General features: G+C 37.5%; 27 protein-coding genes. 22 read left to right on the top strand and 5 right to left on the bottom strand.

The genetic code is table 11. The features are described 5' to 3' along the window. The first annotated feature begins 65 nt into the window (after window positions 1–65). Window positions 66–707, top strand: coding sequence for a uracil-DNA glycosylase (locus LC419_RS02650; protein ID WP_223605897.1), 642 nt, complete (start codon window positions 66–68; stop codon window positions 705–707). On the opposite strand, the gene LC419_RS02645 is transcribed toward LC419_RS02650, so the two are convergent. Both LC419_RS02645 and LC419_RS02640 read right to left on the bottom strand, forming a co-directional pair. Beyond that, window positions 694–1,209 (bottom strand): hypothetical protein, encoded by a 516-nt coding sequence (locus LC419_RS02645; protein WP_223605896.1) that lies wholly within the window; start codon window positions 1,207–1,209, stop codon window positions 694–696. The two genes, LC419_RS02650 and LC419_RS02645, sit on opposite strands and share 14 nt — an antisense overlap. A gap of 75 nt (window positions 1,210–1,284) precedes the next feature. Then, the gene (locus LC419_RS02640; protein ID WP_223605895.1) at window positions 1,285–1,776 is read right to left on the bottom strand and encodes a DUF456 domain-containing protein; all 492 of its coding nucleotides are present in this window, start codon (window positions 1,774–1,776) and stop codon (window positions 1,285–1,287) included. A gap of 122 nt (window positions 1,777–1,898) precedes the next feature. On the opposite strand from LC419_RS02640, the gene LC419_RS02635 reads away from it, so the two are divergent. The 11 genes from LC419_RS02635 to LC419_RS02585 all read left to right on the top strand — a co-directional run bounded on the left by LC419_RS02635 (window position 1,899) and on the right by LC419_RS02585 (window position 12,279). Beyond that, window positions 1,899–3,167 carry a mechanosensitive ion channel family protein gene (locus LC419_RS02635; protein WP_223605894.1) on the top strand — a complete coding sequence of 423 codons (1,269 nt, stop codon included), beginning with the start codon at window positions 1,899–1,901 and terminating at the stop codon, window positions 3,165–3,167. A gap of 191 nt (window positions 3,168–3,358) precedes the next feature. After that, the gene (locus tag LC419_RS02630) at window positions 3,359–4,078 is read left to right on the top strand and encodes a pyridoxine 5'-phosphate synthase (protein ID WP_223605893.1); all 720 of its coding nucleotides are present in this window, start codon (window positions 3,359–3,361) and stop codon (window positions 4,076–4,078) included. A 104-nt stretch (window positions 4,079–4,182) separates the two neighbouring features. Continuing rightward, entirely contained in the window at window positions 4,183–4,962 is a 780-nt protein-coding gene (locus tag LC419_RS02625) for an alpha/beta fold hydrolase (RefSeq protein WP_223605892.1), read from the top strand. 114 nt (window positions 4,963–5,076) lie between these two features. Further along, complete coding sequence (locus LC419_RS02620) at window positions 5,077–5,322, top strand: microviridin/marinostatin family tricyclic proteinase inhibitor (protein WP_223605891.1); 246 nt, start codon at window positions 5,077–5,079, stop codon at window positions 5,320–5,322. A 44-nt stretch (window positions 5,323–5,366) separates the two neighbouring features. Further along, window positions 5,367–5,606, top strand: a complete 240-nt coding sequence (locus LC419_RS02615) for a microviridin/marinostatin family tricyclic proteinase inhibitor (protein WP_223605890.1) — start codon at window positions 5,367–5,369, stop codon at window positions 5,604–5,606. A 51-nt stretch (window positions 5,607–5,657) separates the two neighbouring features. Beyond that, entirely contained in the window at window positions 5,658–5,885 is a 228-nt protein-coding gene (locus LC419_RS02610; RefSeq protein WP_223605889.1) for a microviridin/marinostatin family tricyclic proteinase inhibitor, read from the top strand. A gap of 82 nt (window positions 5,886–5,967) precedes the next feature. Continuing rightward, window positions 5,968–6,924, top strand: a complete 957-nt coding sequence (locus tag LC419_RS02605) for an MvdC/MvdD family ATP grasp protein (protein WP_223605888.1) — start codon at window positions 5,968–5,970, stop codon at window positions 6,922–6,924. Then, window positions 6,917–7,921 carry an MvdD family ATP-grasp ribosomal peptide maturase gene (locus tag LC419_RS02600; RefSeq protein WP_223605887.1) on the top strand — a complete coding sequence of 335 codons (1,005 nt, stop codon included), beginning with the start codon at window positions 6,917–6,919 and terminating at the stop codon, window positions 7,919–7,921. The genes LC419_RS02605 and LC419_RS02600 overlap by 8 nt, the downstream gene beginning before the upstream one ends. Window positions 7,922–8,359: 438 nt before the next feature. Continuing rightward, window positions 8,360–9,373: an NAD-dependent epimerase/dehydratase family protein gene (locus LC419_RS02595; RefSeq protein ID WP_223605886.1), complete on the top strand. Its 1,014-nt coding sequence runs from the start codon at window positions 8,360–8,362 to the stop codon at window positions 9,371–9,373. After that, window positions 9,370–11,139 (top strand): long-chain fatty acid--CoA ligase, encoded by a 1,770-nt coding sequence (locus LC419_RS02590; protein ID WP_223605885.1) that lies wholly within the window; start codon window positions 9,370–9,372, stop codon window positions 11,137–11,139. The genes LC419_RS02595 and LC419_RS02590 overlap by 4 nt, the downstream gene beginning before the upstream one ends. Window positions 11,140–11,220: 81 nt before the next feature. Continuing rightward, the gene (locus LC419_RS02585) at window positions 11,221–12,279 is read left to right on the top strand and encodes a diphosphomevalonate/mevalonate 3,5-bisphosphate decarboxylase family protein (RefSeq protein WP_223605884.1); all 1,059 of its coding nucleotides are present in this window, start codon (window positions 11,221–11,223) and stop codon (window positions 12,277–12,279) included. Window positions 12,280–12,555: 276 nt separating this feature from the next. Here LC419_RS02585 and LC419_RS02580 read toward each other — a convergent pair whose 3' ends face one another. Then, window positions 12,556–13,218 carry a DUF2461 domain-containing protein gene (locus LC419_RS02580; protein WP_223605883.1) on the bottom strand — a complete coding sequence of 221 codons (663 nt, stop codon included), beginning with the start codon at window positions 13,216–13,218 and terminating at the stop codon, window positions 12,556–12,558. Window positions 13,219–13,784: 566 nt separating this feature from the next. On the opposite strand from LC419_RS02580, the gene LC419_RS02575 reads away from it, so the two are divergent. The 10 genes from LC419_RS02575 to LC419_RS02530 all read left to right on the top strand — a co-directional run bounded on the left by LC419_RS02575 (window position 13,785) and on the right by LC419_RS02530 (window position 24,486). Next, entirely contained in the window at window positions 13,785–15,509 is a 1,725-nt protein-coding gene (locus LC419_RS02575) for a DEAD/DEAH box helicase (protein WP_223605882.1), read from the top strand. A gap of 149 nt (window positions 15,510–15,658) precedes the next feature. Continuing rightward, window positions 15,659–16,297: a DUF47 domain-containing protein gene (locus LC419_RS02570; protein WP_034728903.1), complete on the top strand. Its 639-nt coding sequence runs from the start codon at window positions 15,659–15,661 to the stop codon at window positions 16,295–16,297. Between the two features lie 19 nt (window positions 16,298–16,316). After that, entirely contained in the window at window positions 16,317–17,459 is a 1,143-nt protein-coding gene (locus LC419_RS02565) for an inorganic phosphate transporter (RefSeq protein WP_223605881.1), read from the top strand. 103 nt (window positions 17,460–17,562) lie between these two features. Then, complete coding sequence (locus LC419_RS02560) at window positions 17,563–18,534, top strand: polyprenyl synthetase family protein (RefSeq protein ID WP_034728908.1); 972 nt, start codon at window positions 17,563–17,565, stop codon at window positions 18,532–18,534. A gap of 78 nt (window positions 18,535–18,612) precedes the next feature. Further along, complete coding sequence (locus LC419_RS02555; RefSeq protein ID WP_223605880.1) at window positions 18,613–19,572, top strand: GSCFA domain-containing protein; 960 nt, start codon at window positions 18,613–18,615, stop codon at window positions 19,570–19,572. Next, window positions 19,565–20,092 (top strand): DUF4269 domain-containing protein, encoded by a 528-nt coding sequence (locus LC419_RS02550; protein WP_223605879.1) that lies wholly within the window; start codon window positions 19,565–19,567, stop codon window positions 20,090–20,092. The genes LC419_RS02555 and LC419_RS02550 overlap by 8 nt, the downstream gene beginning before the upstream one ends. Window positions 20,093–20,096: 4 nt before the next feature. Beyond that, window positions 20,097–20,861 (top strand): TatD family hydrolase, encoded by a 765-nt coding sequence (locus LC419_RS02545; protein WP_223605878.1) that lies wholly within the window; start codon window positions 20,097–20,099, stop codon window positions 20,859–20,861. A 9-nt stretch (window positions 20,862–20,870) separates the two neighbouring features. Beyond that, on the top strand, window positions 20,871–22,025 hold the full coding sequence (locus LC419_RS02540) for a hypothetical protein (protein WP_223605877.1): 1,155 nt from the start codon (window positions 20,871–20,873) through the stop codon (window positions 22,023–22,025). A 504-nt stretch (window positions 22,026–22,529) separates the two neighbouring features. After that, window positions 22,530–22,799, top strand: coding sequence for a hypothetical protein (locus LC419_RS02535; RefSeq protein WP_223605876.1), 270 nt, complete (start codon window positions 22,530–22,532; stop codon window positions 22,797–22,799). Then, window positions 22,783–24,486, top strand: coding sequence for a S8 family serine peptidase (locus LC419_RS02530; protein ID WP_223605875.1), 1,704 nt, complete (start codon window positions 22,783–22,785; stop codon window positions 24,484–24,486). The genes LC419_RS02535 and LC419_RS02530 overlap by 17 nt, the downstream gene beginning before the upstream one ends. Before the next feature lie 112 nt (window positions 24,487–24,598). Here LC419_RS02530 and LC419_RS02525 read toward each other — a convergent pair whose 3' ends face one another. Then, window positions 24,599–25,891: a DEAD/DEAH box helicase gene (locus LC419_RS02525; RefSeq protein ID WP_223605874.1), complete on the bottom strand. Its 1,293-nt coding sequence runs from the start codon at window positions 25,889–25,891 to the stop codon at window positions 24,599–24,601. A gap of 89 nt (window positions 25,892–25,980) precedes the next feature. Beyond that, the gene (locus tag LC419_RS02520; RefSeq protein ID WP_223605873.1) at window positions 25,981–26,469 is read right to left on the bottom strand and encodes a DUF6438 domain-containing protein; all 489 of its coding nucleotides are present in this window, start codon (window positions 26,467–26,469) and stop codon (window positions 25,981–25,983) included. Window positions 26,470–26,500 lie beyond the last annotated feature (31 nt).

The raw sequence follows: 26,500 nt of genomic DNA, 5'->3' as shown, positions 1-26,500 counted from the left end.
CAATTTGGTCATCCAGTAATTAAAAGATATTTTTGTACTATTAACACATTTTTCATACCAACCTCATGACCTGGACAGAAGTTTTAGCCCCGATAAAAAGTACATCCTATTTTACAAACCTATGGGAAAAAGTAAAACAGGAATATGCCACCACCAAAGTATTTCCACCTAAAAACCAAATCTTCAGAGCGCTGGAAATTACACCTTTTGAAGATGTTGAGGTCGTGATTATCGGTCAGGATCCTTATCATAATGATTTTCAGGCCAACGGTTTGTGCTTTTCCGTTTCCGAGCAGGTAACAGCGCCGCCATCCCTTAAAAATATTTTCACTGAACTGAAGGATGATGTAGGAGTGGAAAGAACGTCAAAAGAACTCGATGACTGGGGAAAGCAAGGCGTTTTATTACTGAATGCTACATTAACGGTTCGTGCCCATACACCGAACTCTCATAAAGATTTAGGCTGGGAAAAATTCACAGATTTTGTCATCAAGGAAATTTCAGATAAAAAAGAGAATGTTGTATTTGTTCTTTGGGGAGCTTTTGCACAAAAAAAAGCCGAACTCATTGATCCGGCCAAGCATTTTATTTTAAAATCGGCGCACCCGTCACCGTTTTCTGTGTACAGAGGTTTTTATGGAAGCAAGCCTTTCTCAAAGATCAATGAATATCTTATCTCAAAAGGAAAGAAGCCTATTTCCTGGTAGGATCCGGGCTGGCAGCTACGTCTGTTTTTTTGATGGTAAGGGCAACTTTATATTTTCCTTCCAGCGCTTTGACACCGCCATCAGATTTTGGGAAAGGAGTGATCTCTTCCAGGGAAATTGTATATCCGTTAAATTCTTCAGACGTGTAATAATTTCTGCCTGCATTGTCTGAAGAGGCAAGAAGCAATACTGTGGGTCTTGTATAGGTTCCCATCACTTCAATCTGCGCTACAGCAACTCCTGCCCAGATGCAGTTAACGCCTTCAGGACAGCGGCTGTCCTCAGAAATGCCTTTAAAAGTGACATTCATTTCGTATTCTTTCAGGAATTTATTTTCTCCCTGATTAAGGTAGATGACTCCTTCTTTTTGTACCGAAGACTTCGTACCACTGGTGTTGGCAGCAGTTCCGGAAGTTGAATCCGGTTTTTTTGTTTTCTTTTGGGCATTGCATCCCGTTAAGGTTATCATTCCCAGACTGAATATGATGGCTTTGTGAAACATAATTTCTTTTTTTATAGAGTTAAAGATACGAGACTGGAAACTTCCATCCTCCCTTTTCCAGCTTCCAATCTCAATCTAAATAACATCAAGCATATCCAGAACTACTACCAAAAACATTGCCACACCCACCACAAGACTGAATCCTGTTCCGTAAATGAATCCGATAAACGCTCCTTTAGTCGATTGTAAAGCTTTGTTCATATCCTTGCTGTCATGAAGAAGTTCCCCGATAAATACCCCAGCAAACATTCCGATTAGAAAGCCCAAAGGAATTGGAATGAAAATCCCGACAATCGTTCCAACAATAGATCCGATGCTTCCCCAACGCGTTCCTCCGTATTTTCTGTTTGTTTTCGCAGGAATAACATAACTTAAAACTGCAGAAATCGCCGTCAGAATTCCAAATGCCCAGATATAAATCATAGGCAGGTCTGCATCGGTCCCGAATTTATAAATCAGAAGTCCGCAGATGCTTAATAAAAGCCCCGGAAGGACAGGCAGGAACGTTCCCAGTAATCCGAGAAACAATAAAATAAGGCAGAGAATATTAATTAGTGTTGTATCCATACTTTAAAATTATCAATGCAAGATAGGAAAAAAGAAGATTTACAGAAGCCTTTTGAATATTTGGGATGAAAATTGATTGTCAATAGTAACATCATCATTCTTAATTTTATAAATTTGCTGTAATGAAAGACGAGATACAGGATACTAAAAGTTTTTTACAGGAAATAAGCGATCAGCTTTACATCTATATCAGCCAGGTTACACCCGGCGGAATGGATTGGATTGTCCACATTATTGTCAAGCTGGGACTGCTGTGTGCCGTATTTTTAATTGTTGACTTTGTTTTTAAATTTGTAATCAATTTTGTCTTCAGATTTTTTAGGAATGATGAGAAATATCCAATCATCCGATCTATTTATCAGTCTAAGATCTCCAATTCGGTAGCTCATTTTGCCGCGCTCTTGGTGGTAGGAGGAATACATCCTTCCATATTTCCTGCAACGGCACTGCCTAAAACCAATATTTTCATCAACAGATCGATCAATTTAGGCCTCGTGCTTATTCTTGCCGGAATGCTATACAGATCTTTAACTGGATTCAGGTATTATTTCACCATAAAACAGGACTTCTACAAGATCATGGCGCTGAATGCGATTTCAGAAACCGTAAAGATTCTGGGGATTTTTATCTTTTCTGTAGTAGGTCTCTGCGTGATATTCGGAATCAAAGGAACGACGATTGTTGGGAGTTTAGGAGCTATTACTGCAGTTCTGGTCCTCGTTTTCAGAGATACAATTTTAGGTTTTGTAACAGGGATTCACGTGGCTACTTCTAAAAACCTAAAGGTGGGAGATTGGGTAAGCATTCCAAAATACAGCATTGAAGGGAATATTACCGATATAAGTCTTCTGACGACGAAGATCACCAATTTTGATAAAACCGTTTCCACAATTCCTACCTACGATTTGTTGACTACAGAGATCAAAAACCTGCAGGTGATGTCTGAATCCAATACCAGAAGAATCAAGAAATCTGTTTATTTTAATATCAATTCTTTTAAATTTTTGAATGTAGAAGATATCGAACGTTTAAAAGAAATTAACCTGATTTCGGATTATCTGGAACAGAAAACACTGGAGATAGAAAAAGAAAAACAAAATCTGGAACATAATGATAAAACCATCAATGGAAGACAACTTACAAATATTGGGGTTTTCAGGTATTATGCACAGAAATATATAGAAAATGATCCTGATATTGATCAGGAGGGAGTCAGAATGGTTCGCCAGCTCGATATTACACCGCAGGGGCTTCCTCTTGAAGTATATTGCTTCGCGAATGATTCCAAATGGGATCACTTTGAGCAGATCCAGGCTGATATTTTTGACCATCTTCTGGTAGCTTCAAAAGAATTTGATCTTCAGGTGATGCAGGTGAGTATTAAAGTTTAGGGGAGAAGTTAGAAGCTAGATATTAGAAGTGAGTAGGATTCGACGGCTTATTTTGATCTGGCTCTAGAGGTAGGCTCAAAAACTAATTTCTAACCTCTACTATCTAACCTCTAAAAAAATAAATAATAATGTGATATAGAAGTAAGCCCAAAAGCTAATATCTACCTTCTATATCTAACATCTAAATAAGAATGACAAAACTAAGCGTAAACATTAATAAAATTGCGACATTAAGAAATGCCAGAGGAGGCGAAACGCCAAGTGTAACGGAGGCAGCAGTGAAAATTCAGGAATTTGGAGGTCAGGGAATCACCATCCATCCAAGACCTGATGAGAGGCACATCACAAGAAAAGATGTCTATGACCTGAAGCCGTTAGTAACCACTGAATTCAACATTGAAGGAAATCCACACCGCTCTTTTATTGATATGGTTCTGGAAGTAAAACCGGAGCAGGTAACATTGGTTCCTGATGCAGACGACGCTATTACATCCAATGCGGGATGGAATACCAAAAAGCACTTAGATTTTCTTACAGAAATTATCGCAGAATTTAAAAACGCAGGAATCCGTACCTCTATTTTTCTTGATCCTTTGCCAGAACTGGTAGAGCATGCTGCAAAAACAGGAGCCGACAGAATAGAACTGTACACCGAAGCTTACGCAAAAAATTACCTGACCAATAAAGAACAAGCTATCAAACCTTATTATGATACGGCAGTTGCTGCTACAGAATTCGGTTTGGGCATCAATGCAGGACACGATCTGAGCCTTGAAAACTTAAAATACTTTGCTGATCATATCCCGAATCTTCTTGAAGTGTCAATCGGCCATGCTTTGGTTTCTGAGGCATTGTATATGGGACTTGAAAATACGGTTCAGGCGTATCTGAAACGTTTGGCAAAATGGTAAAAAAGAAGTTAGAAATTAGAGGCTGGAAGTTTGTGTCGAAGATGCATTGTAAATATTCAACCTCTAATTTCCAGTTTCAAACCTCTAATTTCTAAAATAAAAAAATGGAGATCTTAAACTCAAAAATATTTGGCGAAAATCTTACGGTTACGCCACTTCTTGTATTTCACGGACTGTTTGGAATGCTGGACAATTGGGGAAGTTTTGGAAAAGACTTAGGTGAATACCTTCCCGTACACTTAATTGACCTTAGAAATCACGGAAGAAGTTTTCATTCCGACAGCATGTCCCATGATGATCTGGCGGACGATATTGCCCGTTATATGGATCATTACGGAATTCAGAAAGCTCATGTTTTAGGACATTCTTTGGGTGGAAAAGCGGTGATGCAGTTTGCTTTGAAATACCAGGAAAGGGTAGATAAACTGATCGTGGTAGATATTTCACCAAAGGCTTATCCTCCGCACCATCAGGGAATCATTAAGGCTCTTGAAACGGTAGACTTCAATACCGTAGGTTCAAGAGGTGAGGTAGAAACGGTTTTGAGCCAGTATATTCCTGAAAAATCTACAATACAGTTTTTGGCCAAGAACCTATATTGGGATGACAATAAAAAACTGAACTGGAGGTTTAATCTTAAAACTTTATCTGAAAAATATAATGAATTTGTTTCGAATGCCATAAAATTTGGTGTTTTCGAAGGGGATTCCTTATTTATTGCAGGCGAAAAGTCAAATTATATCCTTCCACAGGATGAATACGGGATTAAACAGCAGTTTCCAAAAGCGAAAATTGTTACTGTGAAAAATGCGGGACATTGGGTTCAGGCTGAAAATCCAGTTGATTTCGCGAATTTTGTGAAGGAATTTCTTGATTTACATTAATTAAATACCGCCTATTCAATCATTTAGTTAAAATTTTCTTAAAATAGGATAATATTTCCCCACGTATTGAAATTTTTGTACTTTAGTTTTTCAAAAAACTAAATATATTAACTTATGGAAAAGAAAAACTCAAAAAAACCTTTCTTTGCTTCATTTTTAGAGAAACAAATTAATGATCCTGAGAAAATCCAGGGAGGTGGAATTACTACACCTACTACTGATGTTCTTACTGTACCGGCAAGAGATGTTGTCACTACATCACCATTTCTTGACAATGCTACATTACCTGTAAGAGATCAGGTGGTAACCATGAAGTACCCGTCTGACAGTGATGAGGGTGGAGAATTGGAAATCTTGTAATCAACATGACAACGAAATATTTTTTTAACTAAAACCCAATGACCATGCAAGACGAAAACTCAAAAAAGAAGCCTTTTTTTGCTTCATTCCTTGAAAAACAAATCAAAGATCCGGAAACCATTCAGGGAGGATCCGGAATTATCACAGACACAGATAACGATGCCATTACTATCCCTTCAAAAGATAATGTTACAGCACAGATCTTTGATCATGTAACAAGTCCTAACAAGGATCTTTTGGTGACTATGAAGTATCCTTCTGACGGTGATGATGGTGTGATTTAAATTTCTGTATACAAGAAATTACAAATATATTTTAACCAAAACTAAATTATTATGAAAGACAAAAATTCAAAAAAGAAGCCGTTTTTTGCGTCATTCTTAGAAAAACAATTGAAAGATCCTGAAACAGTAAAAGGCGGTGGTATCATCACGATTCCTGAAAGAGATGTGATCACTAAACCATCTGTAGACGTGGTAACTTCTCCTAAAGATGACATGATGCATACGCTGAAATATCCATCTGACGGAGATGATGACTCTCCAACAATTCCATTAGATTAAGACGTAAAATATTAATCGTATTAATACAATCATATCAAAGGAAACTTACCATTAAGTTTCCTTTTTTAATAAAAAGCGGCACATGATTCTCTGCATCACCCACTCTAACGATTTTTACAATATCGATATCTTTTTTGAATATCTTACTTCCAAAAATATTCCATGGTTCAGACTGAATTCGGACCGTATGAACCATTTTCAGAAGATCAGCGTGAATGAAAATTCATTTGAACTCACAGATGAGTCCGGAAATGCCATACATTCCAAAGATATTCAAGCTGTATGGCACAGAAAAGCCTGGGGAATAAACACGCCCGAAGAACTGGATGAAGAGTACCGAAAAATATTCCTGAGCGGATACGCAAGTCTTCGCTACAACCTGATTACTGTTCTGGAAAATATTCCATGGATCAATCCTTTTGAGAATGAAAGAAAGATCGACGGAAGTAAAATGCTGCAGTTAAAACTGGCCAAAGAAAGCGGTCTTACAATTCCCGAAACCATTTTTTCCAACGATGAAGAAAAGATTACTGCTTTTTTTCATGAATTCTGCGGAGGAAAAGCAGTGGCTAAACTTCACAGCCTGACGGCAAAGACCATGAACGGAGAAAATCTGATTTCCACCATGATCATTGAAGAGGATACTCTGGAGAATATTTCAGACATCGCTTACTGTCCGATGATCTTCCAGCCCTACATTGACAAAGCGTATGAATTAAGAATTGTCTACTTAGCCGGAGATTTCTTTACCGGAAAGATCAACAACAGTGAGAATGTAGACTGGAGACTGGCTCAGGGAGATTATACCTGGTCAGCCTACGAACTTCCGGAACATATAAAGTCTGGTCTTGCTTCCATGATGCAAGAAATGGGTCTGTATATCGGAGCCATTGACATGATCAGAGGGAAAGACGGGGAATATTATTTCCTGGAAGTAAATCCGCAGGGAGAATGGGGAATGCTTCAGAACGAGCTTGGGTTTCCCATTGCAGAAAAAATTGCCGATAACCTTATAAAAAGAATCAATACCCATGAATAAAATACTAATCATTACGCATACTGCAGATAATTTTTCAATTGAAAAAGTAACAGAATACATAGAGAAAAACGGTTGCGAGGTCATCCGTTTCGATGTAGACCTGTATCCTATAGAAAACAAATTATCCACCATTTTTCAGGATGGAGAATGGATAAGTATCCTTGAGACCAAAGATAAAAAGTACCGTCTTGATGATATTGCTGCTGTTTGGTACAGAAGAGCTTACAATATCGGAAACGGCTTGAAAGAAGAATTGGATAAAAAATTCTACGGGGCTGCCATGGGTGAGATCCGAAACACACTTTTCGGGTTTATAGAGTCTGTAGATGCTTATGCGCTGGGTAAACCGGGTATTTACAGAAGACTGGACAGCAAGGAAGAGCAGTTGAAAATTGCGGTTAAATTAGGACTTAAAATTCCTGAAACCTGCCTGACGAATAATCCTGAAGAAGCCAGACAGTTCATCCTTAAGCATCAGAATGTAGTGGCAAAAATGCAGACCGGATTTGCGATCTACGAAGACGGTGTGGAAAGTGTTGTTTTCACCAATGTGGTAAATGAAGATAAGCTTGAAGAACTGGATACACTGGTGTATTGCCCGATGCAGTTCCAGAAGAAAATAGAAAAGAAAAAAGAACTCCGTGTTACCATCGTAGGACAGGATGTTTATGCATTTGAAATAGATTCTCAGCAGTCTGAAGATGCTAAAGTGGACTGGAGAAAAGACGGTGTTAATCTGTTGACAAAATGGGTCAGAACAGATCTTCCTGCAGATATTGAATCAAAACTTCTTGAACTTTTAGATGTTTACAATGTGGATTACGGTGCGATAGACATCATTGTTTCCCCTGAGGACGAATATTATTTCATTGAAATCAATGCAGCAGGTGAATTTTTCTGGCTGGATAATTTAACGGAAGACAATATGATTTCCAAAAGTATCGCAGACGTTCTTTGCGACAAAGCTCCAAGAAGAAACAATATGGTGATGGCATAAAAAATCATCACTCATTCATAATCAAAAGCCCTTTTGTCAATCTGAAGGGCTTTTTTGTCTATTAGAATGAAAGTTTTTATATCAAACATTTTCATTAATTGACGATTTACTTGCAAAGCAAAATTCACTATTGACTTTACACAGATTTTTTATCACCACAAATGAAATCTTTGATTTTTATCTAAAACTTAAGTGTACTTTCTATGCGAAATACATGAACTTAAAAAATAACGTTGGTGTCAAAAAAACTTTTGCTCCTTTTGTGGTTACATTATCTAAAGTCTGTCAAAATGATAATATTGGTTAAATTAAGCGGAATTCTGCTTTAAAAATTGCAAATTTGCATAAGCAGTTTTTCATAAAATCCTTACGGGAAAATGAAGAATTGCCGGATCGAAAATATTGTCATATTTTAGTCAGCAATCAAGTAAATAATTAATGATTTTTGTAACGGGTGCAACCGGAATCCTGGGACGGGTGATCGTTTTGGAACTTCTTAAAAAAGGGAAAAGCGTGCGTGCCTCCAAAAGACCGGGCAGCAATTTAAACGATGTAAGGCATTCTTACAGTTTCTATACAGAGAATCCTGATGATCTTTTCAGTAAGATTGAATGGATAGACGTAGATTTCGATGATCTCGATGCTCTGCAGAATGCATTAAAAGGGGTAGATGAGGTCTATCACTGTGCCGCTAAAGTAAGTTTCCATCCTCATGATGAAAAAGAAATGTACCATACCAACGTAAAAGGTACAGAAAATCTGCTGTTTGCATGTGAAGGCTCGGATGTGAAAAAATTTCTCCACATAAGTACTATTGCGGTTCTGGATATTTTTAACGAAAACGGAGAATTGGACGAAAGCTCTGAATTTAATCCTAAAGAAGAACACTCGGCCTATGCCATTTCAAAGCACCTTGCTGAGATGGAGGTGTGGAGAGCTTCCGCCGAAGGTTTAAATACCATCATCGTAAACCCGGGAATGATCATCGGAAGCGGAAACTGGGGACAAAGCAGCGGAGATATTTTCCCTACTTTTGAAAAGAACGGTTTTACATTTTCCGGCGGAACAAGTTATATCGACGTAAGAGATGCAGCTAAGATTTCCATTGATCTGATGGAGAAGAATGCTTTCGGAGAACGTTTTATTCTGATATCCGAAAATAAAAGATATGCAGATCTTGGAAAACAGATCCGTTCACAGCTTGGACTGAAAGAAGCGAAAATCCTTTCAAAATTTCAGTTAAATCTCGGAATACTGGGCAATATCCTTTTCGGTTGGCTGATTCCGAAGCTGAGAATCATCACAAAATCCAATATTGAATCCATATCATCTCTGAACACCATTTCCAATCATAAAATAAAAAAAGAGATTGATTATCAGTTTGTTCCTGTGAAGGAGAGTGTTGATTTTCATCTTAAAAATTATATTAACGACAAAAAGCTGAATTCATGAATCTTGCAGCAGCAATTATCCTAAAAAATGTAGAAAAACATCCGGTGAAATCCGCGATAGGCTTTAAAAAGAAAGATGAGGCGTGGAAAGAACTGAGCTGGAAAAAATTCGGTGAAATTGTCTTTAAAACAGCAAATGCTCTGAAAAATGCAGGAATTCAGGAAAATGATAAAGTTGCCATCTACGCAGACAATTCTTCGGAATGGATGATCTTCGATCTGGCCTCAATGGCGATTGGTGCCATCACGGTACCTGTATATTCAACCAATAATGCAGAACAGGCGGAATATATCATCAATGACTCTTCAGCGAAAGCTATATTGGTAGGAAGTCAGGAGCAATATGATGCATGCCTGGACATTTTACAGAAAGAAGAAAATCCATTGGAAATGATCATAGTTTCCAAAAAATCGATCTGGATCAAAAAAGAATTCAACAGCTTTTACCTTGAAGATTTCATCGCAAAATCTTCTTCTAAACTGGAGATCTGTCCTAAAGAAAATGACGATACAGCTACATTGATCTATACCTCCGGAACCACCGGAACCCCGAAAGGAGTGATGCTTACTCACGGAAATTTCATCAAAGCTTTCGATTCTCACTTTGAATTTTTTAAATTTAAAAACTTCGAGGAAGAACTTTCCCTGGCATTTTTGCCGTTAAGCCACGTTTTTGAAAGAAGCTGGAGTTTGCTTTGCCTATATGGCGGTGCAAGGGTGTACTTCCTGGAAGACCCAAAGAATATTGCAAAAACACTGGAAGAGGTGAAACCAACTATGATGTGTGCGGTACCGAGATTTTTCCAGAAAGTATATGCCGGAGTTTTAGAAAAAGCCGAAGAAGGCTCATCACTGAAGAAAAAAATCTTCGACTGGGCGCTGGCAACAGGATGGCAGACTGCAGAACTGAGAAGAAATGAACAATCGGTTCCTTTTGGATTAAAATGCAAAGAATCTATTGCTGATATGCTTGTTTTCAGTAAAATTAAAGAGAAGATGGGCGGAAGAATGTGGTTCTTACCTTGTGGCGGAGCATCACTGTCACCGGAAGTCACAAAATTCTTCGATTCTGTGGGCATCCACGTAACAGTAGGGTATGGACTGACGGAAACAACAGCTACACTGACACTTTTCCCTTTGACCCATTTTGAACATGGAACCAGCGGAAAACCTTTACCAGGTGTAGAAATCCGTATCGACGAAAGCGACGAGATCCAGGCCAGAGGAAACGGCATCATGAAAGGCTATTACAACAAGCCTGAAGAGACTCAGAAAGTTTTCACGGAAGACGGATGGTTTAAAACCGGAGATGCAGGAAAGTTTGACGATAAAGGAAACCTGATCATCACAGACCGCATCAAGGATCTGATGAAAACCTCCAACGGAAAATACGTGGCTCCACAGCAGATTGAAAATCTTCTCACCAATAATAACTTCATCCAGCAGATCATGCTGGTAGCAGAAGGAAGACAGTTCGTTTCCGCACTTATTGTTCCAAATTTTGAGTTTTTACAGGATTTTATCAAGAAGAATAATATTCCTTTTACCAATTGGGAAGCCGCTGTCAAAGACGACAAAATTATAGCTTTGTATAAAGAAAAAATTAAAGAACTACAGGTTCATCTGGCAGATTATGAGAAAGTGAAAAAATTCACTTTGATGCCTGCTGAATTTGATATCAATACCGGAGAAATTACCCCTACATTGAAGGTTAAGAGAAATGTAGTGCTTAAAAAATACGCAGATATTATAGAGAAAATGTATTAGAAATAAAGCTTGATCGACCACAAAAGGAGCAAAGTTTCTTTTGAGTTTCAATAAAAGAGTTTTATTATTTTAAATCAGACTATGACAACACAAGAATTTCTAGGAAAACAAAATTTTACCATTCATACCGAGACCGTTTCAGAAAGCTGTCCTTCCAATATTGCCCTGATCAAATACTGGGGTAAATATGAAAGCCAGATCCCTGCCAACCCAAGCATCAGTTATACGCTGAATCATTGTAAAACCAATACCTCTATGGAGTTTTTGGCGGATGAACCCTTCTCGGTGCAGACTTTTTTGGCTGGAAATGAAGAAGTGAAATTTGTCGAAAAAATCGAAAAATATTTCAAAAATATCGAACAGTATCTTCCATGGATTCTGAAAGGAAAATACATCATCAGAACAGAAAATACCTTTCCGCACAGTTCCGGGATTGCAAGTTCTGCTTCAGGATTCGGAGCTATTGCAAAATGTCTTATGAAACTGGACGGAGTATTTTCCAATGAACTTTCTGAAGAGGAATCATCAAGAAAAGCTTCATTCCTGGCAAGATTGGGAAGTGGGAGCGCCTGCAGAAGCTTATACAACGGCTTGGTAGTCTGGGGAGCATCCGATGAGGTGGAAGGAAGTTCAGACTTATTTGCTGTACCATATCCGGATGCTGAAATTCATGAGATCTTTAAAAACTTCAATGACTGGGTCTTACTGATCCATGAAGGTCAGAAAAGTGTTTCTTCAACGGTAGGACACGGCCTGATGAACACCAATCCTTATGCTGAAAGAAGATTCCAGGAAGCAAGGGAGAACTTTGTTCCGATGAAAGAGATCTTAAAGAATGGTGATATGGAACGTTTTATCAAACTGGTAGAGCATGAAGCACTTACACTGCATGCCATGATGATGATGAGTGATCCTGCCTTTATCCTGATGAAAACCGGAACCATGGAAGTGATCAATAAGGTCTGGGATTTCCGTAGAGAAACAGGTCTTCCGTTATTTTTTACACTGGATGCCGGAGCCAATGTGCATTTGCTGTTTCCGAACAACGGATCTGAGGATCAGATCAAAACATTCATAGAAACTGAGTTACTTCAGCATACCCAAAAGAATGGAGTCGTAAAGGATGTGATGAATTTCTAAAATAGAAAAAAAACAGCAGTTCTTTACTGCAGATAGGATATAAACATCTGCGTAATTCGTGAAAATTGTGAGAAAAAACTCCCGCAGATTTCACGGATCGCGCAGATTCTTTTTTTAGCATAAACTTTAGCTAAGGTAAGCCGATTTGACGGTTCTCTGGCACGCTCGCTTAGTCAAATCCGTGCCAATTGATTTCCTCTTTGCAAACTTAAAATTTTGCATTCTAAAAATCTAGCTTTGCGTTTAAGAAAATATAAAATATTATGATTGAGTATATTAAAGAAAAGGTGCATTCAGGAAATCATTGAAAGGCTTCATCAGTTTAAAAATCTTAGCCATATTTTTGACCGCATTCTTATCCAGAACTTCCTCATCTTTCAGGTTATAAACCACAATAAAGTTTTTCAGCTTTAAATAGTCTCCCATCGGGTCTTCCTTTTCAAATCCCTGTGGAATTTTTTTCAGTTGATCATCCTGATCAAGCTCCGGGAAATGTTTCTTAAAGTCTTTCTGATTGATGATCTTAAGAAAATCCGCTCCATATAACGAGATTTCTTTTCTTACTTCTTTCAAGACAGAAGATTCCGGCATATAAATACCGCCGGCAAGAAAAGATTTTCCCGGTTCCATATGAAGGTAGTAGCCGCCTTTCTGACTGCCTTTACCCATTCCTAAAGAGGCTCCGAAATTGGTTTTGTACGGTATCTTATCCTTTGAAAATCGGGTGTCTCTATAAATTCTGAACAGTGCTTTTTTGCCGTCAAGCTTGCCTAATTCTTCATCGAATCCGGCCATTTCTTTGATCAGTTCATCGAGAAAAGAAATAACGTTTCCCTGAGATTCTGTATAACGGCTTTTATTTTCAGTGAACCACTCACGGTTGTTGTTATTGGTCAGATCTTTTAAAAATGTGAATGTTTCGGACTTTATCGTGCTCATATCTTTTGGAAATTTAATGGAAGTCGGGTTGTGATTTGAATGAACCAAGTTAAAAAATAAACTCAGGCTGACCAAGAATTAAACGGGCGTATTTTTATTTTTTGATCACCCAGAATTGTATGTTAAATCTTAAAAATACGGTAAAATAGAGCTGTAATCTGATGAAAAAAGGGATTTGGGACAGAATTGGAAAAAAATAATTGTAACTTTGAATACGATTCAAGTGATAGTAAATCGAACATTCTTAATGGATTAGTAAATCTTAAAATGCTACCATGAATACTGGAATATTTCAACGGTAACAAATCATAGGAATAAAAAGAAAAATTTACATTCGATGTTCCTATTTTTGAAAATTCATAAATAATACAGAAAAAATCAATCCAATTTAATAAAAAAAAATAATGTTTAACATGTTTTTAACGCAAAGCCCGTTTTTTTGGATTTAATTTTTTAAAAATTAAAAATATATTAAAGGATTCTGAATTAAACTTTACATATTTAGAACTTTATTCAAAAACAAATCAAATATTTGTTGTATCTTTGCAAAAATTTTAAAATATTTAATGAATTTATTTACGGAGTCCAATTTAAGTCCTGATATCCTTAAGGCAGTTGGCGAACTGGGTTACGAAAGCCCGACAGAAATCCAAAAACAGACTATCCCTTTCATTCTTTCAGATATTCGCGATTTGATCGCACTTGCGCAGACAGGGACAGGCAAAACAGCAGCGTTTTCGCTTCCGATTTTGGATATGATTGACGAAACGAGTCGCAAAATCCAATTTTTGGTGCTTTGTCCGACACGGGAATTATGTCTTCAGATTTCTAAAGACATAAAAAATTATTCCAAGTACATGAAAGACATCAAAACCACAGCGGTTTACGGTGGAAGCAGTATTATGGATCAGATTCGTTCTTTAAAGGACAAACCGCAGATTATTGTGGGAACTCCGGGAAGAGTAATCGACCTTATCAACAGAAAAGCACTTGATTTTTCTGCGATTCATTGGTTAGTTTTAGACGAAGCTGATGAAATGCTTTCTATGGGTTTCAAAGACGAGTTGGAAACAATTCTTAGAGAAACACCGGATACAAAGCAGACTTTCTTATTCTCGGCAACGATGAATAAAGAAGTGGAGAGAATTTCTAAAAATTATCTTACCAATCCTCACCGTATTTCTGTGGGTTCTATTAACGAGGTTAAGAAGAACATCAAGCACGAATATTACGTAGTAGGATACCGTCAGAAAAAAGAAGCTCTTAAACGATTGATTGATGCCAACCCGAACCAGTATTCTATTCTTTTCTGTAGAACAAGAATGGAAACTCAGGAGGTAGCTGATTTCTTAATGCAGAACGGTTATGCGGCAGATGCCCTTCACGGGGATCTTTCTCAGGCGCAGAGAGATACGGTAATGAAGAAATTCAGACTGAAAAACATCGATATCCTTGTAGCGACGGACGTGGCAGCAAGAGGTCTGGATGTGAACTCTTTAACGCACGTTATCCATTATTCTTTACCTGATGATCCGGAAGTATTCGTTCACAGAAGCGGAAGAACCGGTAGAGCAGGAAAAGACGGTATTTCAATTTCTTTAATTAAGCCTGAAGAAAGCAGAAAATTAAAGCAGATCAAATCTACAACGAAAATCGAAATCGTTGAGAAATTTATTCCAACGGGTGATGATATTATCAAAGCTCAGGTGGGAGGTGTTTTTGAAAAATTATTTACAGAACACGAAGAAGATATCTTTGAATTCAATGATAGCTTAATCCCTGATTTAAGTGCGTTCACCAAAGAAGAACTGGTACATAAATTACTACAGTTCCAATTGAAAGATCTTGCGCTTTACTATAAAGATAAGCATGACCTTGCTGAGCAGAAACTGAGCAGCAGAGATGATGACTATTCAAGAAGAGACAGAGGACGCGATAGAGACAGAGACAGAGGAAGAGATCGTGACCGTGGAGATCGTGACGTAAGAGGAAGCAGAGATGGCGGAAGAGAACGTGGCGGAAAACCTAGAAGAAAGAATGAAAACATGGTAAGATTCTTCTTCAACTTAGGAAAAAAAGATCAATTAAAAAAACTTGATGTTTTGGATATTATTAATAAAGCGACTTCACCAGCTGGAGGTAGCAAAAAAAGAGCAGAAATTGGTGATATTGAAATTTTAGAGAAATTCTCTTTCTTTGAAATTGAAAAATCATTTAAAGGAGAGCTTTTGAGTAATATTGCATCAATGAAATTCAAAGGAAAAGATATGAGAGCTGAAGAGGCTAATTAATACTCATATTACACTATACAAACCGGCTTTTAGCCGGTTTTTTTGTTTGATAATCAGGGGTTAATCGTATGTTAACAAAACTTAACATCATATAGTTTCAGGGCAAATCCTTTTTTAGGAAATTTGCAGCAAATTATAAATACATAAAAATGGGAATTGGTAATATTTTCCACGCTTTTCAACCGAAAGATAAAATCTTCTTTGTGCTTTTTGAAAAAGTAACGGAGAATTTAGTTGCAATGTCGGAAGACTTTAACAACGGGATCAGAGATTTCGATCTTAACGATGACACGATGTTAAAAAGAATGAGCGACTACGAACATAAAAATGACGAGCTTACACATGAGATCTTCGTTGAATTAGGAAAAAACTTCATTACGCCGTTCGACCGTGAAGACATTCACACCCTGGCAACCGGCCTTGATGATATCGCTGATTACATCTACGCTTCCACAAAATACATTTTCTTATACAAATCGCCTGAGATGAAGGCGTATTCAGATTTCTCATTACTGATCCACAAGGCTTGTCTTGAGATTCAGAATGCGATGAAAAACCTTAAAGGGTTTAAGAATATGGACCAGGTGAAAGAAGCTTGTATCAAAGTAAACTCTATTGAAAACATTGCAGATGATCTGCTTTCCAACTCAATGGTAGATCTGTTTGAAACCAATGATGCCATCAACATTATTAAAGTTTCATCTGTACTTAATTATCTTGAAATAGTAACTGACAAAGCTGAAGATGTTGCCAACACGATTGAGAACATCATGATCAAATACGCTTAAACAATTATAACTAACAGAAATGGAATTTCCGATTTTACTTACGGTTATTATTGCTCTAGCTTTAATTTTCGATTATATTAATGGTTTTCATGATGCAGCCAACTCCATTGCCACCATTGTTTCCACCAAGGTTTTAAGCCCTTTTCAAGCAGTACTTTGGGCGGCCCTTTGGAATTTTGCAGCATTCTTTTTAGCAGCCTATGTGATAGGTGAATTCAGGATTGGAAATACGATCGCTAAAACGGTTAATGAAAATTTTATCACACTTGAGGTTATATTTTCGGGTCTTCTGGCAGCCATTGCCTGGAACCTTTTAACCTGGTGGTTTGGTATCCCTTCTTCATCTTCCCACACGCTGATCGGAGGATTTTTAGGAGCAGCGCTTATGCATGCTTTTATGCTGGATTATCACGATGTGGTAGCAACACAACCGGATTTAGGACTATTTGCTACATTAAAACAGGCTTTTCTTCAATTAACGACCCAGAGTGTCGTGAAGTTTGATAAAGTAATTCCTATTTTCCTGTTCATTTTTATGGCTCCGGTTATAGGGATGGTGATCTCTATCATCATTACATTAATTATTGTTCACCTTTATAAAAAATCAAACCCTTACAAGGCAGACCAGTCTTTCAAGAGATTACAGCTTGTTTCCTCAGCACTTTTCAGTGTAGGTCACGGATTGAATGATGCTCAGAAAGTAATGGGAATCATCGGGGCAGCTCTGATCTACTATCACGTAGAGATGCTTCATGATCCTGTTTATCTGAATATCCCGTCTGCGGGTCGTTTTGATTACTTTGCCCAGCATTATCTTTGGGTTCCTTTGGTATCTTTCCTTGCGATTGGTTTAGGAACAATGAGTGGAGGTTGGAAGATCATCAAAACAATGGGTACGAAAATTACAAAAGTGACTCCATTGGAAGGAGTAAGTGCTGAAACTGCTGGAGCGATTACGCTTTTTATTACAGATCAGTTGAGTATTCCGGTATCTACCACGCATACCATCACAGGTTCTATCATCGGGGTAGGATTAACGAAGAGAATTTCTGCCGTAAGATGGGGAATTACTGTAAGTCTTCTTTGGGCTTGGGTATTAACGATTCCTATTTCGGCAATTGTTGCTGCGATAACTTATCTTGCTGTAACGTTTTTAACTTAATTTTAAAGTTTAAATATATAATATAAACTTTGTCCTTCGGGGCAAAGTTTTTTGTTTTATAAAGCCTCGAAAAATTGTATTTTTGTTCAAATTATAAGATTTTATGGAATTTTTAGACAGATACCAGCAGATCGTTGCTGAAGCCATCACGAAGTATACTTTTAAAGACAAGCCTGCAGAACTTTATGATCCGATGAACTACATCATTTCCCATGGCGGAAAGCGTCTTCGTCCTATTATGGTACTGATGGCGTGTGACCTGTTCGGCGGAGATCTGAAACAGGCGATAAAACCGGCGCTGGCAATCGAATTTTTCCATAATTTCACCCTGATCCATGATGACATTATGGATGAGGCACCTTTAAGAAGAAATAAACCTACCATCCACACCCTGCACGGGATCAATGTCGGGATTCTTTCCGGAGACGGACTGATGCTGAAAGCGTATAAATTTTTTGAAGATCTTGAACCTGAAATCTTCAAGGCGTGCATCAGAATATTTACCCATACCGGACTTCTTCTTTGTGAAGGGCAGCAGTATGACATCAATTTTGAAACGCAGGAAGACGTAACGTATGATGACTACATCAGAATGATTACGTACAAAACAGGAGTTCTGAGTGCATCATCATTTGAAATAGGAGCGCTTATTGCAAGAGCTAATTTTAAAGATGCCAAAGCTATTTTCAATTTCGGAAAACATATTGGTATCGCGTTCCAGATTATGGATGATTATCTGGATGTATTCGGAGACCAGGCTCAGTTTGGGAAGAAACATGCCGGAGATATTTACGAGAACAAAAAAACCATTCTGTACCTTTTAGCAAGAGAACATGCTACAGACGAAGAAAGAAAGGAACTGGATCATTGGTACGGTAAAAAAACCGATAACATTGATAAAGTATACGGTGTAGAAAAGATCTTCAGAAGAACGAAAGTAGATGAGAAAGCATTACGTCTGATCCAGAAACACAATGAGATAGGACAGAGCTACCTGGAGAAGATCAATATACCGGAAGACAAGAAAAAACCTTTTGCTGAACTGGCAAATTACCTGTTGAGAAGAGAGAGTTAATGCGGTAATGTGATGTGGTCATTTGATGATTTGGTTACATCATCACATCATCGTATTATCAAATTATCAAATCAATTCATGAAATTCAGAACCGAAGTAAACATTCCCCCATCGGAAAAAAAGATTGATGTTGAAGATAAAATATTTTCAATAGGATCCTGTTTTGCTTCGGAAATGACGGATTTACTGGGAGAAGGACAGCTTCAGACGGTGAACAATCCTTTCGGGACTATCTTTAATCCTTTTTCGATCAGTAATGCGGTCAAAAGGCTTCATGATTCCGAGTTTTATACGGAAGATGAGCTCATCACATTTAATGATGAATTTATCTCCCTGGACCATCACAGCAGCTTCGACAGAAGATATATCCACCAGACTCTGGATAAAATCAATGCTGGAATAGAAGTGGGAAACCGCTTTCTTCAGGATACTGGTTGGGTCATCATCACCTATGGAACTTCATTTATTTATGAATTCATTCCAAAGAAAAAGGTGGCCGCCAATTGTCACAAGATCCCGCAGAAGTTTTTTGAAAAAAGACTGCTTTCGCATCAGGAACTTACAGATTCAATATACAATACGGTTTTAAATCTGAAAGATATCTGTCGTGATGATGTACAGATCCTGTTTACGGTCTCTCCGGTACGTCATACCAAAGATGGAATGATTGAGAACCAACTGAGTAAATCCAAACTGATCACAGCCGTGCATGAAGCACTTTTACAGCTGGAAAACTGTCATTATCTTCCCGTTTATGAGATCTTAATGGACGATCTGCGCGATTACCGTTTTTACAAGGAAGATTTGATTCATCCGACTTCACAGGCTGTCAATTACATTTTTGATAAGTTCGGGGAAGCCTATTTTTCAGATGCGACAAAGACTTTTATCAAAGAAAGCTTTAAAATCAATAAAGCGCTGGAACACAGAACAGAAGATGACAAAGACCCGAAATATATTGAGTTCAGAGAAAAGCTTACTGCAAGAATTGAAGCTCAGAGGGATAAAGTAAGGCATAAAATATTTTTAAATGATTGATTTCACCCATATTGAATATCTGAAATCGGGCAACGAAAGACAGAAAAGAGCTTATGATGTTCTTAAAAAATATAAAGTCTTTGAAAAATTAAAACCGTATTCTCCAGTCCTGGCAGGAACGATTCCCATCGAAATTGATATCGAAAGCAGCGATCTGGATATTATTTGCGAGGTAGATCTTGAATTTGAAGAAGACTTTTTAGATGTTATTGCCATGAGCAGATTAATGCCTGGACATACTGATATAAAAGCCGAAAATATAGTGGTACGCGGAGAAAAAAGCATTGTCCTGAACTTTATGCTGGAAGAATTTCCAATAGAGATTTTCGGACAGAATAAGCCGTCACTCGAGCAGAATGCTTACCGTCATATGATTGCAGAATACAGAATATTACAGGAAAAAGGAGAAGATTTTAAACATAAAATAATAGAACTTAAGAAACAGGGACTAAAGACGGAGCCGGCTTTCGGGCTGCTGATGGAACTGGAAAACCCTTATGAAGATCTGTTAAAATTTTAAGAAAATGATTGATACACATACCCATTTATACGCAGAAGAATTTGATGAAGACAGAAAAGAAGCCATCCAAAGGGCTGTAGACAAAGGAATCACGAAGTTTTATCTTCCCGCGATCGATTCCGAATCCCATGAAAAAATGCTTCAGCTGGAAACAGAATATCCGGGACAGATCATTTCTATGATGGGGCTTCATCCATGTTATGTAAAGCCTGAATCCTGGGAAAAGGAACTTGAAACCGTTAAAAACTATCTGGACGAAAGAGATTTTCCTGCGATAGGAGAGATTGGGATCGATCTTTACTGGGATAAAACGACGCTTGATATCCAGGTGAAGGCTTTTGAACAACAAATCGATTGGGCCATAGAAAAAGACCTTCCTATCGTCATCCATACCAGAGAAAGCTTTGATGAAACATTCGAAGTGCTGGAAAGAAAAAAACATCCGAAACTTCGCGGTATTTTTCACTGTTTTTCAGGAGATTTACAGCAGGCAAAACACGCGATTGATCTTAATTTCATATTGGGAATAGGGGGTGTAGTGACCTTTAAAAACGGAAAGATCGATCAGTTTCTGAATGAAATTCCTTTGGATAAAATCGTTCTGGAAACCGATTCACCTTATCTGGCTCCGGTTCCGCACAGAGGAAAAAGAAATGAAAGCTCGTACCTTGATCTGGTAGCCGGAAAACTGGTCAATATTTACGGTAAAGATTTTTCTGAAATTGACAGAATTACGACGGAAAATGCAGTAAGAATTTTTAGAAACTAAGAATTTCAGATGAATAAAATTTTAACTTATACGAAAAACGGCACGGTAAACAGTTTTATGCTATTTGCAGTCTATTTTGTGATTAATTTTTTATTCCTGACCAAATACGGCATCCGGCAGTCAGTTATACCGCTCAGTATTTTGATTGTTGCCTTTACAGCTATTCATGTTTTCTTGTTTTTTATGAGAAAGAATGAATTGTTGGCCAAAAAAAGCAATGTAAAATTCGTCTATCTTTTAACGGGTATTTTAGGAGTGGGGTATATCGCTTTATGCCATATCTTAAAAGATCCGTATCAGTTGAATATAGACCGTTGGCAGACGCTGGATTTTTCATTAGATTACTGGATTCATGGGAAATATATTTATGATATCCGTAATTTCATGGGGAATTTATCATCTTATCTTCCCGGTCAGCTTTTGCTGGCTCTTCCCGCCTATCTTTTGGGAAATGTCGGCTATCTTCAGGTAGGTGCTTTTCTATTGTTTTCTTACGCTGTTATACTTGAATTTAAAAGTAATCTGATCAGGTTTACAGCGATATTGATGTTGGGGATATCTCTGTCCTACATTTATGAAGCAGTCTGCAAGAGTGATTTTATTTCTTCTTTTATTTTCGCAGCGGCATTTATCCTTTTCTGGCATAGTAAGTTTAAAGATAATTATTTTCAGAAACCTGTACTTTTGGGCATATGCCTGGGTATTTTATTTCTTACCCGCAGTGTAGCCGTTATTCCACTGATTATTTTCTTGCTGAAACCTTTTTTAGCAACAGATACAAAAAGTAAAATAAAAACTGTGGCAGCATTTCTTGTGACCATAACTGTATTGTTACTGACTGTTTTTTTTCCTGCTAAAGATCTTAATTATATTATAAAGTACAACCCACTGACTCTTCAGGGGCAGAGCAATAAATTTGTTATGCTGGTTTTTCTTGCAGCAGCTGTGTTGGTATCGTTTTATGTAAGAAAAATAAATGATGTATTCTATTTTTCAGCATACATTGTTTTTTTTACGATGGTCGGTTTTGTGTTGGAAAAGTATCTGCTTTTTGGATTGGGTTTTCAGGATAACCTTTTTTCAACCACTTATCTGGCGGCCTGCCTGCCTTTCAGTATTATTGCTTATTGCTTTTCAGTTCGGAAGGAAATAGAAAATACTTAACCACTTTTAAGACTTTCTGATTAATTATCAAGAAAACTGTCAAGGGCTAAAATTATTGTTATTAGTAATAGCAGGTATTGTTTTTTCAAGATTTATAGCTTTTCTAAAAGCTTTGAAATTTTGAGATTTTCTTCTGCAGTTTCAAAAAAATCCTACCTATTATATTTCCTAAGAATACCAAACTATTTTTTGAATTCAATCTTTTACTTAGCTCTTTTTGATTTTTAAGTATTTATATAGGATCGTTAAAAGCTGAATCTTGCAATATATTAAGATTAACATAAAGTGATTTTAAATATTAAATTCACATATATGAGATCTTTAATTGTTAACTATTCTGTATTTAAATGGTTGATATTTTGTGTTTTATAAATAATTATTGTTAACATGTATTGAATGCTGTTTGAAAATTTCCTTTAAATAATATCTTTGAAACAGAGTGGAATAAACACATTTCAAGTCATCCATTTTATTAAAAATACAAACAAACATTAATTATTTACTATGAGAAAAAAGATTATTTTATCAGGCCTCCTTATGGTCGCTGGGGTAACTTTTATAAATGCCCAAAGCCGTGAAGATGTAGCCAGGATCCTAAGAGAAACTAATACTTCTGAGCTTGAAAAGATAGCACAAGAAAGTGAACAGCAATTTACAAAAGAGAAAAGTGAAGCTTTGGAATTTGCTAAAAAAAATAATATTCCTGTAATTGTTTATGGCAAGGATGGCTCTATGTCTGAGCTGATGATGATAAAGGATGATAAAGGATGGTAAGCCAATTTATTATACGAATGATAATGTTGCTGCAGCCAAATCTACCAGAGCAAATTATCTGAACAGCGGTGGTGGTATGGGGCTTAATCTTTCCGGAGAAGGAATGCAAATAAATGTATGGGATGGTGATGGTGTACGTTTAAGTCATCAGGAATTTGGAGGCCGTGTGAGTATAGGAGACAATGGAAATCCAAATACCGACACGCAAAGTAACCAACATGCTACACATGTTGCAGGGACAATTGGAGCCTCAGGAATTGATGCTAATGCAAAGGGGATGGCTCCTAAAGTTAAAATTAAATCATATACATGGAATAATGATAACTCTGAAATGGCCACGGTAGCTGCTCAAGGTCTTTTGATCTCCAGTCATTCTTATGGAATGACTGGAAGTTCGTTGGATGATTGGTATTTTGGAGCTTATATTGACCAATCAGCTAAATGGGATGAAATTCTTTTCAACTCGCCTTATTATTTGATCTGTAATTCTGCAGGAAATGATGGCAGTAAAAATTATAATGGAACACCTTTAGGTGGTGGATCTACTACTGTGTACGATAATTTAACGGATACTTCGACTGCTAAAAATACGATTGTAGTAGCAAACGCGAATGATGCATCTATTGACACAAATGGAAATCTGACTTCGGTATCTATTAACGCTTCAAGTAGCCAGGGACCTACGGATGATCTTCGCATCAAACCAGATATTGCGGGAAATGGCACAGGAGTTTATTCTCCTATTTCTTCTTCTAACACCAGTTATGCTACTTTTTCCGGAACTTCGATGGCAACTCCGAATGTTTCAGGAACTTTGGTTTTAGTCAATCAGCATTTCAAAAACCTAACCGGAAATTATATGCTGGGAGCAGCATTAAAAGGACTGGCACTGCACACCGCTGATGATGCCGGAACAGTTGGTCCTGATGCAAATTTCGGATGGGGATTACTTAATGCAAAAAAAATGGCTGAAACAATTAATAATCGCAATACGACAGCTCTTATCTCTGACAAAAGCCTTGCAAATGGATCCACTGAAACAGTGAATATTAGTTCTGATGGTATTAATCCAATAAAAGTATCCATTTCATGGTATGACCGTAAGGGAACTGTACAGACATCTTCCTCAGATCTTAACAGCACAAAAAAAAGACTTATTAATGACCTTGATCTTCGTATCGTTAACAGCTCAAATGGAACCATATATTACCCATGGGCTCTTACTTCAAGATCGACCAATGATAAGAGGGATAATAACAGCGATAACTTTGAACGTATAGATGCCGGAATACTTCCCGCAGGGCAATATGCGGTGACCATAAAGCATAAAGGTACATTAACCGGAGGTTCACAGAATTATACCCTGATTGTGACGGGTAAGGCTAATGCTGGTACTACTGTTAAAACCTCTTCAGGAAAGGTAAATTCATCTAAAGAAATAACTATGGATAATTTAACCAGTATCTATCCGAATCCTGCCAAAAATGAGATTAATGTAAACCTTGGTACTAAAGCTAGTACATCATTAACTTTGAATGTTTTTGATGTTTCCGGTAAACAGATTCTTACCCAGAGAGCAGTTGATGGTAGAAATAAAATTGACATTTCAGATATCCCGGCAGGATCTTATATCCTTTCTGTGCAAGGCGGAAAAGAAAAGATTTCTCATAAATTTATTAAGCAATAGTAACATCAATTTGACAAAAATAGGAGGCTGTCTAAAAATTAGACAGCCTCTTTTGTTATTTCTGATTGAACATAAGATCAAATATATATTTGATAGTATTACATCTGTTCAATTATTTTTTTCTGGTGAAATTTTTATTCTTAGGTTTCTTAAATCCTGTAGGGGTGCTTCCGGCCGGCTTGTTATTGTTGTTATTCTGAGGCTTCGGAGACCTTGGTCTTCCACCTCCAGCTGCCATAGGCTTGTTGTTGGAATCTCTTTTCTGTGCTACCAGATTGTCGGTATGGAAAGGGTGATCCTTTACCACAGGAATTTTCTTCCCTATCAGTTTTTCTGTACTTCTTAAGTTTAAAAGATCAAGACTGTCTACAAAAGAGATGGAAGATCCCTCAGCACCAGCTCTTCCCGTTCTTCCGATTCTGTGAACATAGGTTTCAGAAACGTCGGAAAGTTCAAAATTGATCACATATTTCAGCTCATCGATGTCAATACCTCTTGCAGCAATATCTGTAGCGACCAGAATCCTTGTTTTTCCGGACTTAAAATTATTCAGGGCATTCTGTCTTGCATTCTGAGATTTATTCCCGTGAATGGCTTCTGCTGAGATATTGTCTTTCTGAAGTTTTCTTGCAATTTTGTCAGCACCGTGTTTCGTTCTGGAAAATACCAGTACGGAATCAGCGATCTCGTTCTCCAGAATATGAGAAAGAAGGTTCAGCTTGTTATCTTTATCTACAAAATAAACTGCCTGCTTGATCGTTTCTGCAGTGGAAGAAACCGGAGTTACTTCTACTTTTACAGGATTATTCAGGATAGAGTCTGCAAGTTTCTGAATCTCTGAAGGCATGGTCGCAGAAAAGAATAAAGTCTGTCTTCTTTGTGGAAGAAGTTTGATTACTCTTTTTACGTCATGTACAAAGCCCATGTCAAGCATTCTGTCCGCTTCATCAAGAACAAAGATCTCAATGTTCTTTAGGCTGATGATCCCCTGAGCGATAAAATCGAGAAGTCTTCCGGGAGTTGCTACCAGAATATCGATGCCTTTTCTCAGGGCAGCTTCCTGATTTCCCTGCTTTACTCCTCCGAAAATAACGAGTTGTTTTAGCGGAAGATATTTTCCGTATGCATTAATGTTTTCCTCGATCTGGATGGCAAGTTCTCTTGTCGGCGTTAAGATCAGGGCCTTTATATGATTATTTTTGGTCTTATTCTTTGATAAATTCTGTAGGATAGGAATAGCAAACGCCGCTGTTTTTCCTGTCCCTGTCTGTGCACATCCTAAAAAGTCGCTGCCTTTTAAGATTTCAGGGATAGATCTCTCCTGAATGGGCGTGGGATTAGTATATCCCTGTTCTTCAATTGCTTTAGCAATAGGTTCTATTAAGTTTAGGTCTGTAAAATTCAAATGAACTGTTTTTTTTTAATTTAAAATAAAATTCCCTCAATGTGAAGGAATTATATGGTGCAAAGGTAGTCTAAATATTTTTAAGCGGATCATTTTACTTTTGTCCACTGTTGGTTATGTCTCAGGTCCTCAATGAAGAGATAGACTTGTCTCAGCTTTTCACTTCCTCTTTTGCCGTAGTCTTCTACATTTTTGGAAGTTCCGTCTGTAAAATTAATTCTCAGATATGAAGTGGAAAGATCCGTGATATTCCTTGATCCGTATTTGTCATTCAGGTTTTTGATGTCAAGAACGTTTAACAAAGAAACGAGTTTGTTGTAATCCGCTTCTTTGATTACCGCTTTAAAAGTTCCTTCCCGCGGTTTTGAAAATTCCCATTTCGAAAAATCCTTGGAGAAATTGAAATGCTCTGCTTCCAGTATCGCTGTCCTGTCCGGATTGACGATCATGGTGAAAATAGGGCAGGATCCAAAACATGCGCCTGCCTGATATTCAATTTTGGAATACTTTGATTCCGTTTTTTGTGTTGTGCAGGAAAATAAAAGTATAAATGCACAAAGGCCTAGTACATATTTCATAGGGAATGGTTTCTCTGGGTTGTTTCAATAA

Source organism: Chryseobacterium sp. OSA05B, assembly GCF_019970065.1.
GTDB lineage: Bacteria > Bacteroidota > Bacteroidia > Flavobacteriales > Weeksellaceae > Chryseobacterium.
Note: the sequence above shows the minus strand (reverse complement) of the source record. Positions and strands in the feature narration are given on the sequence as shown.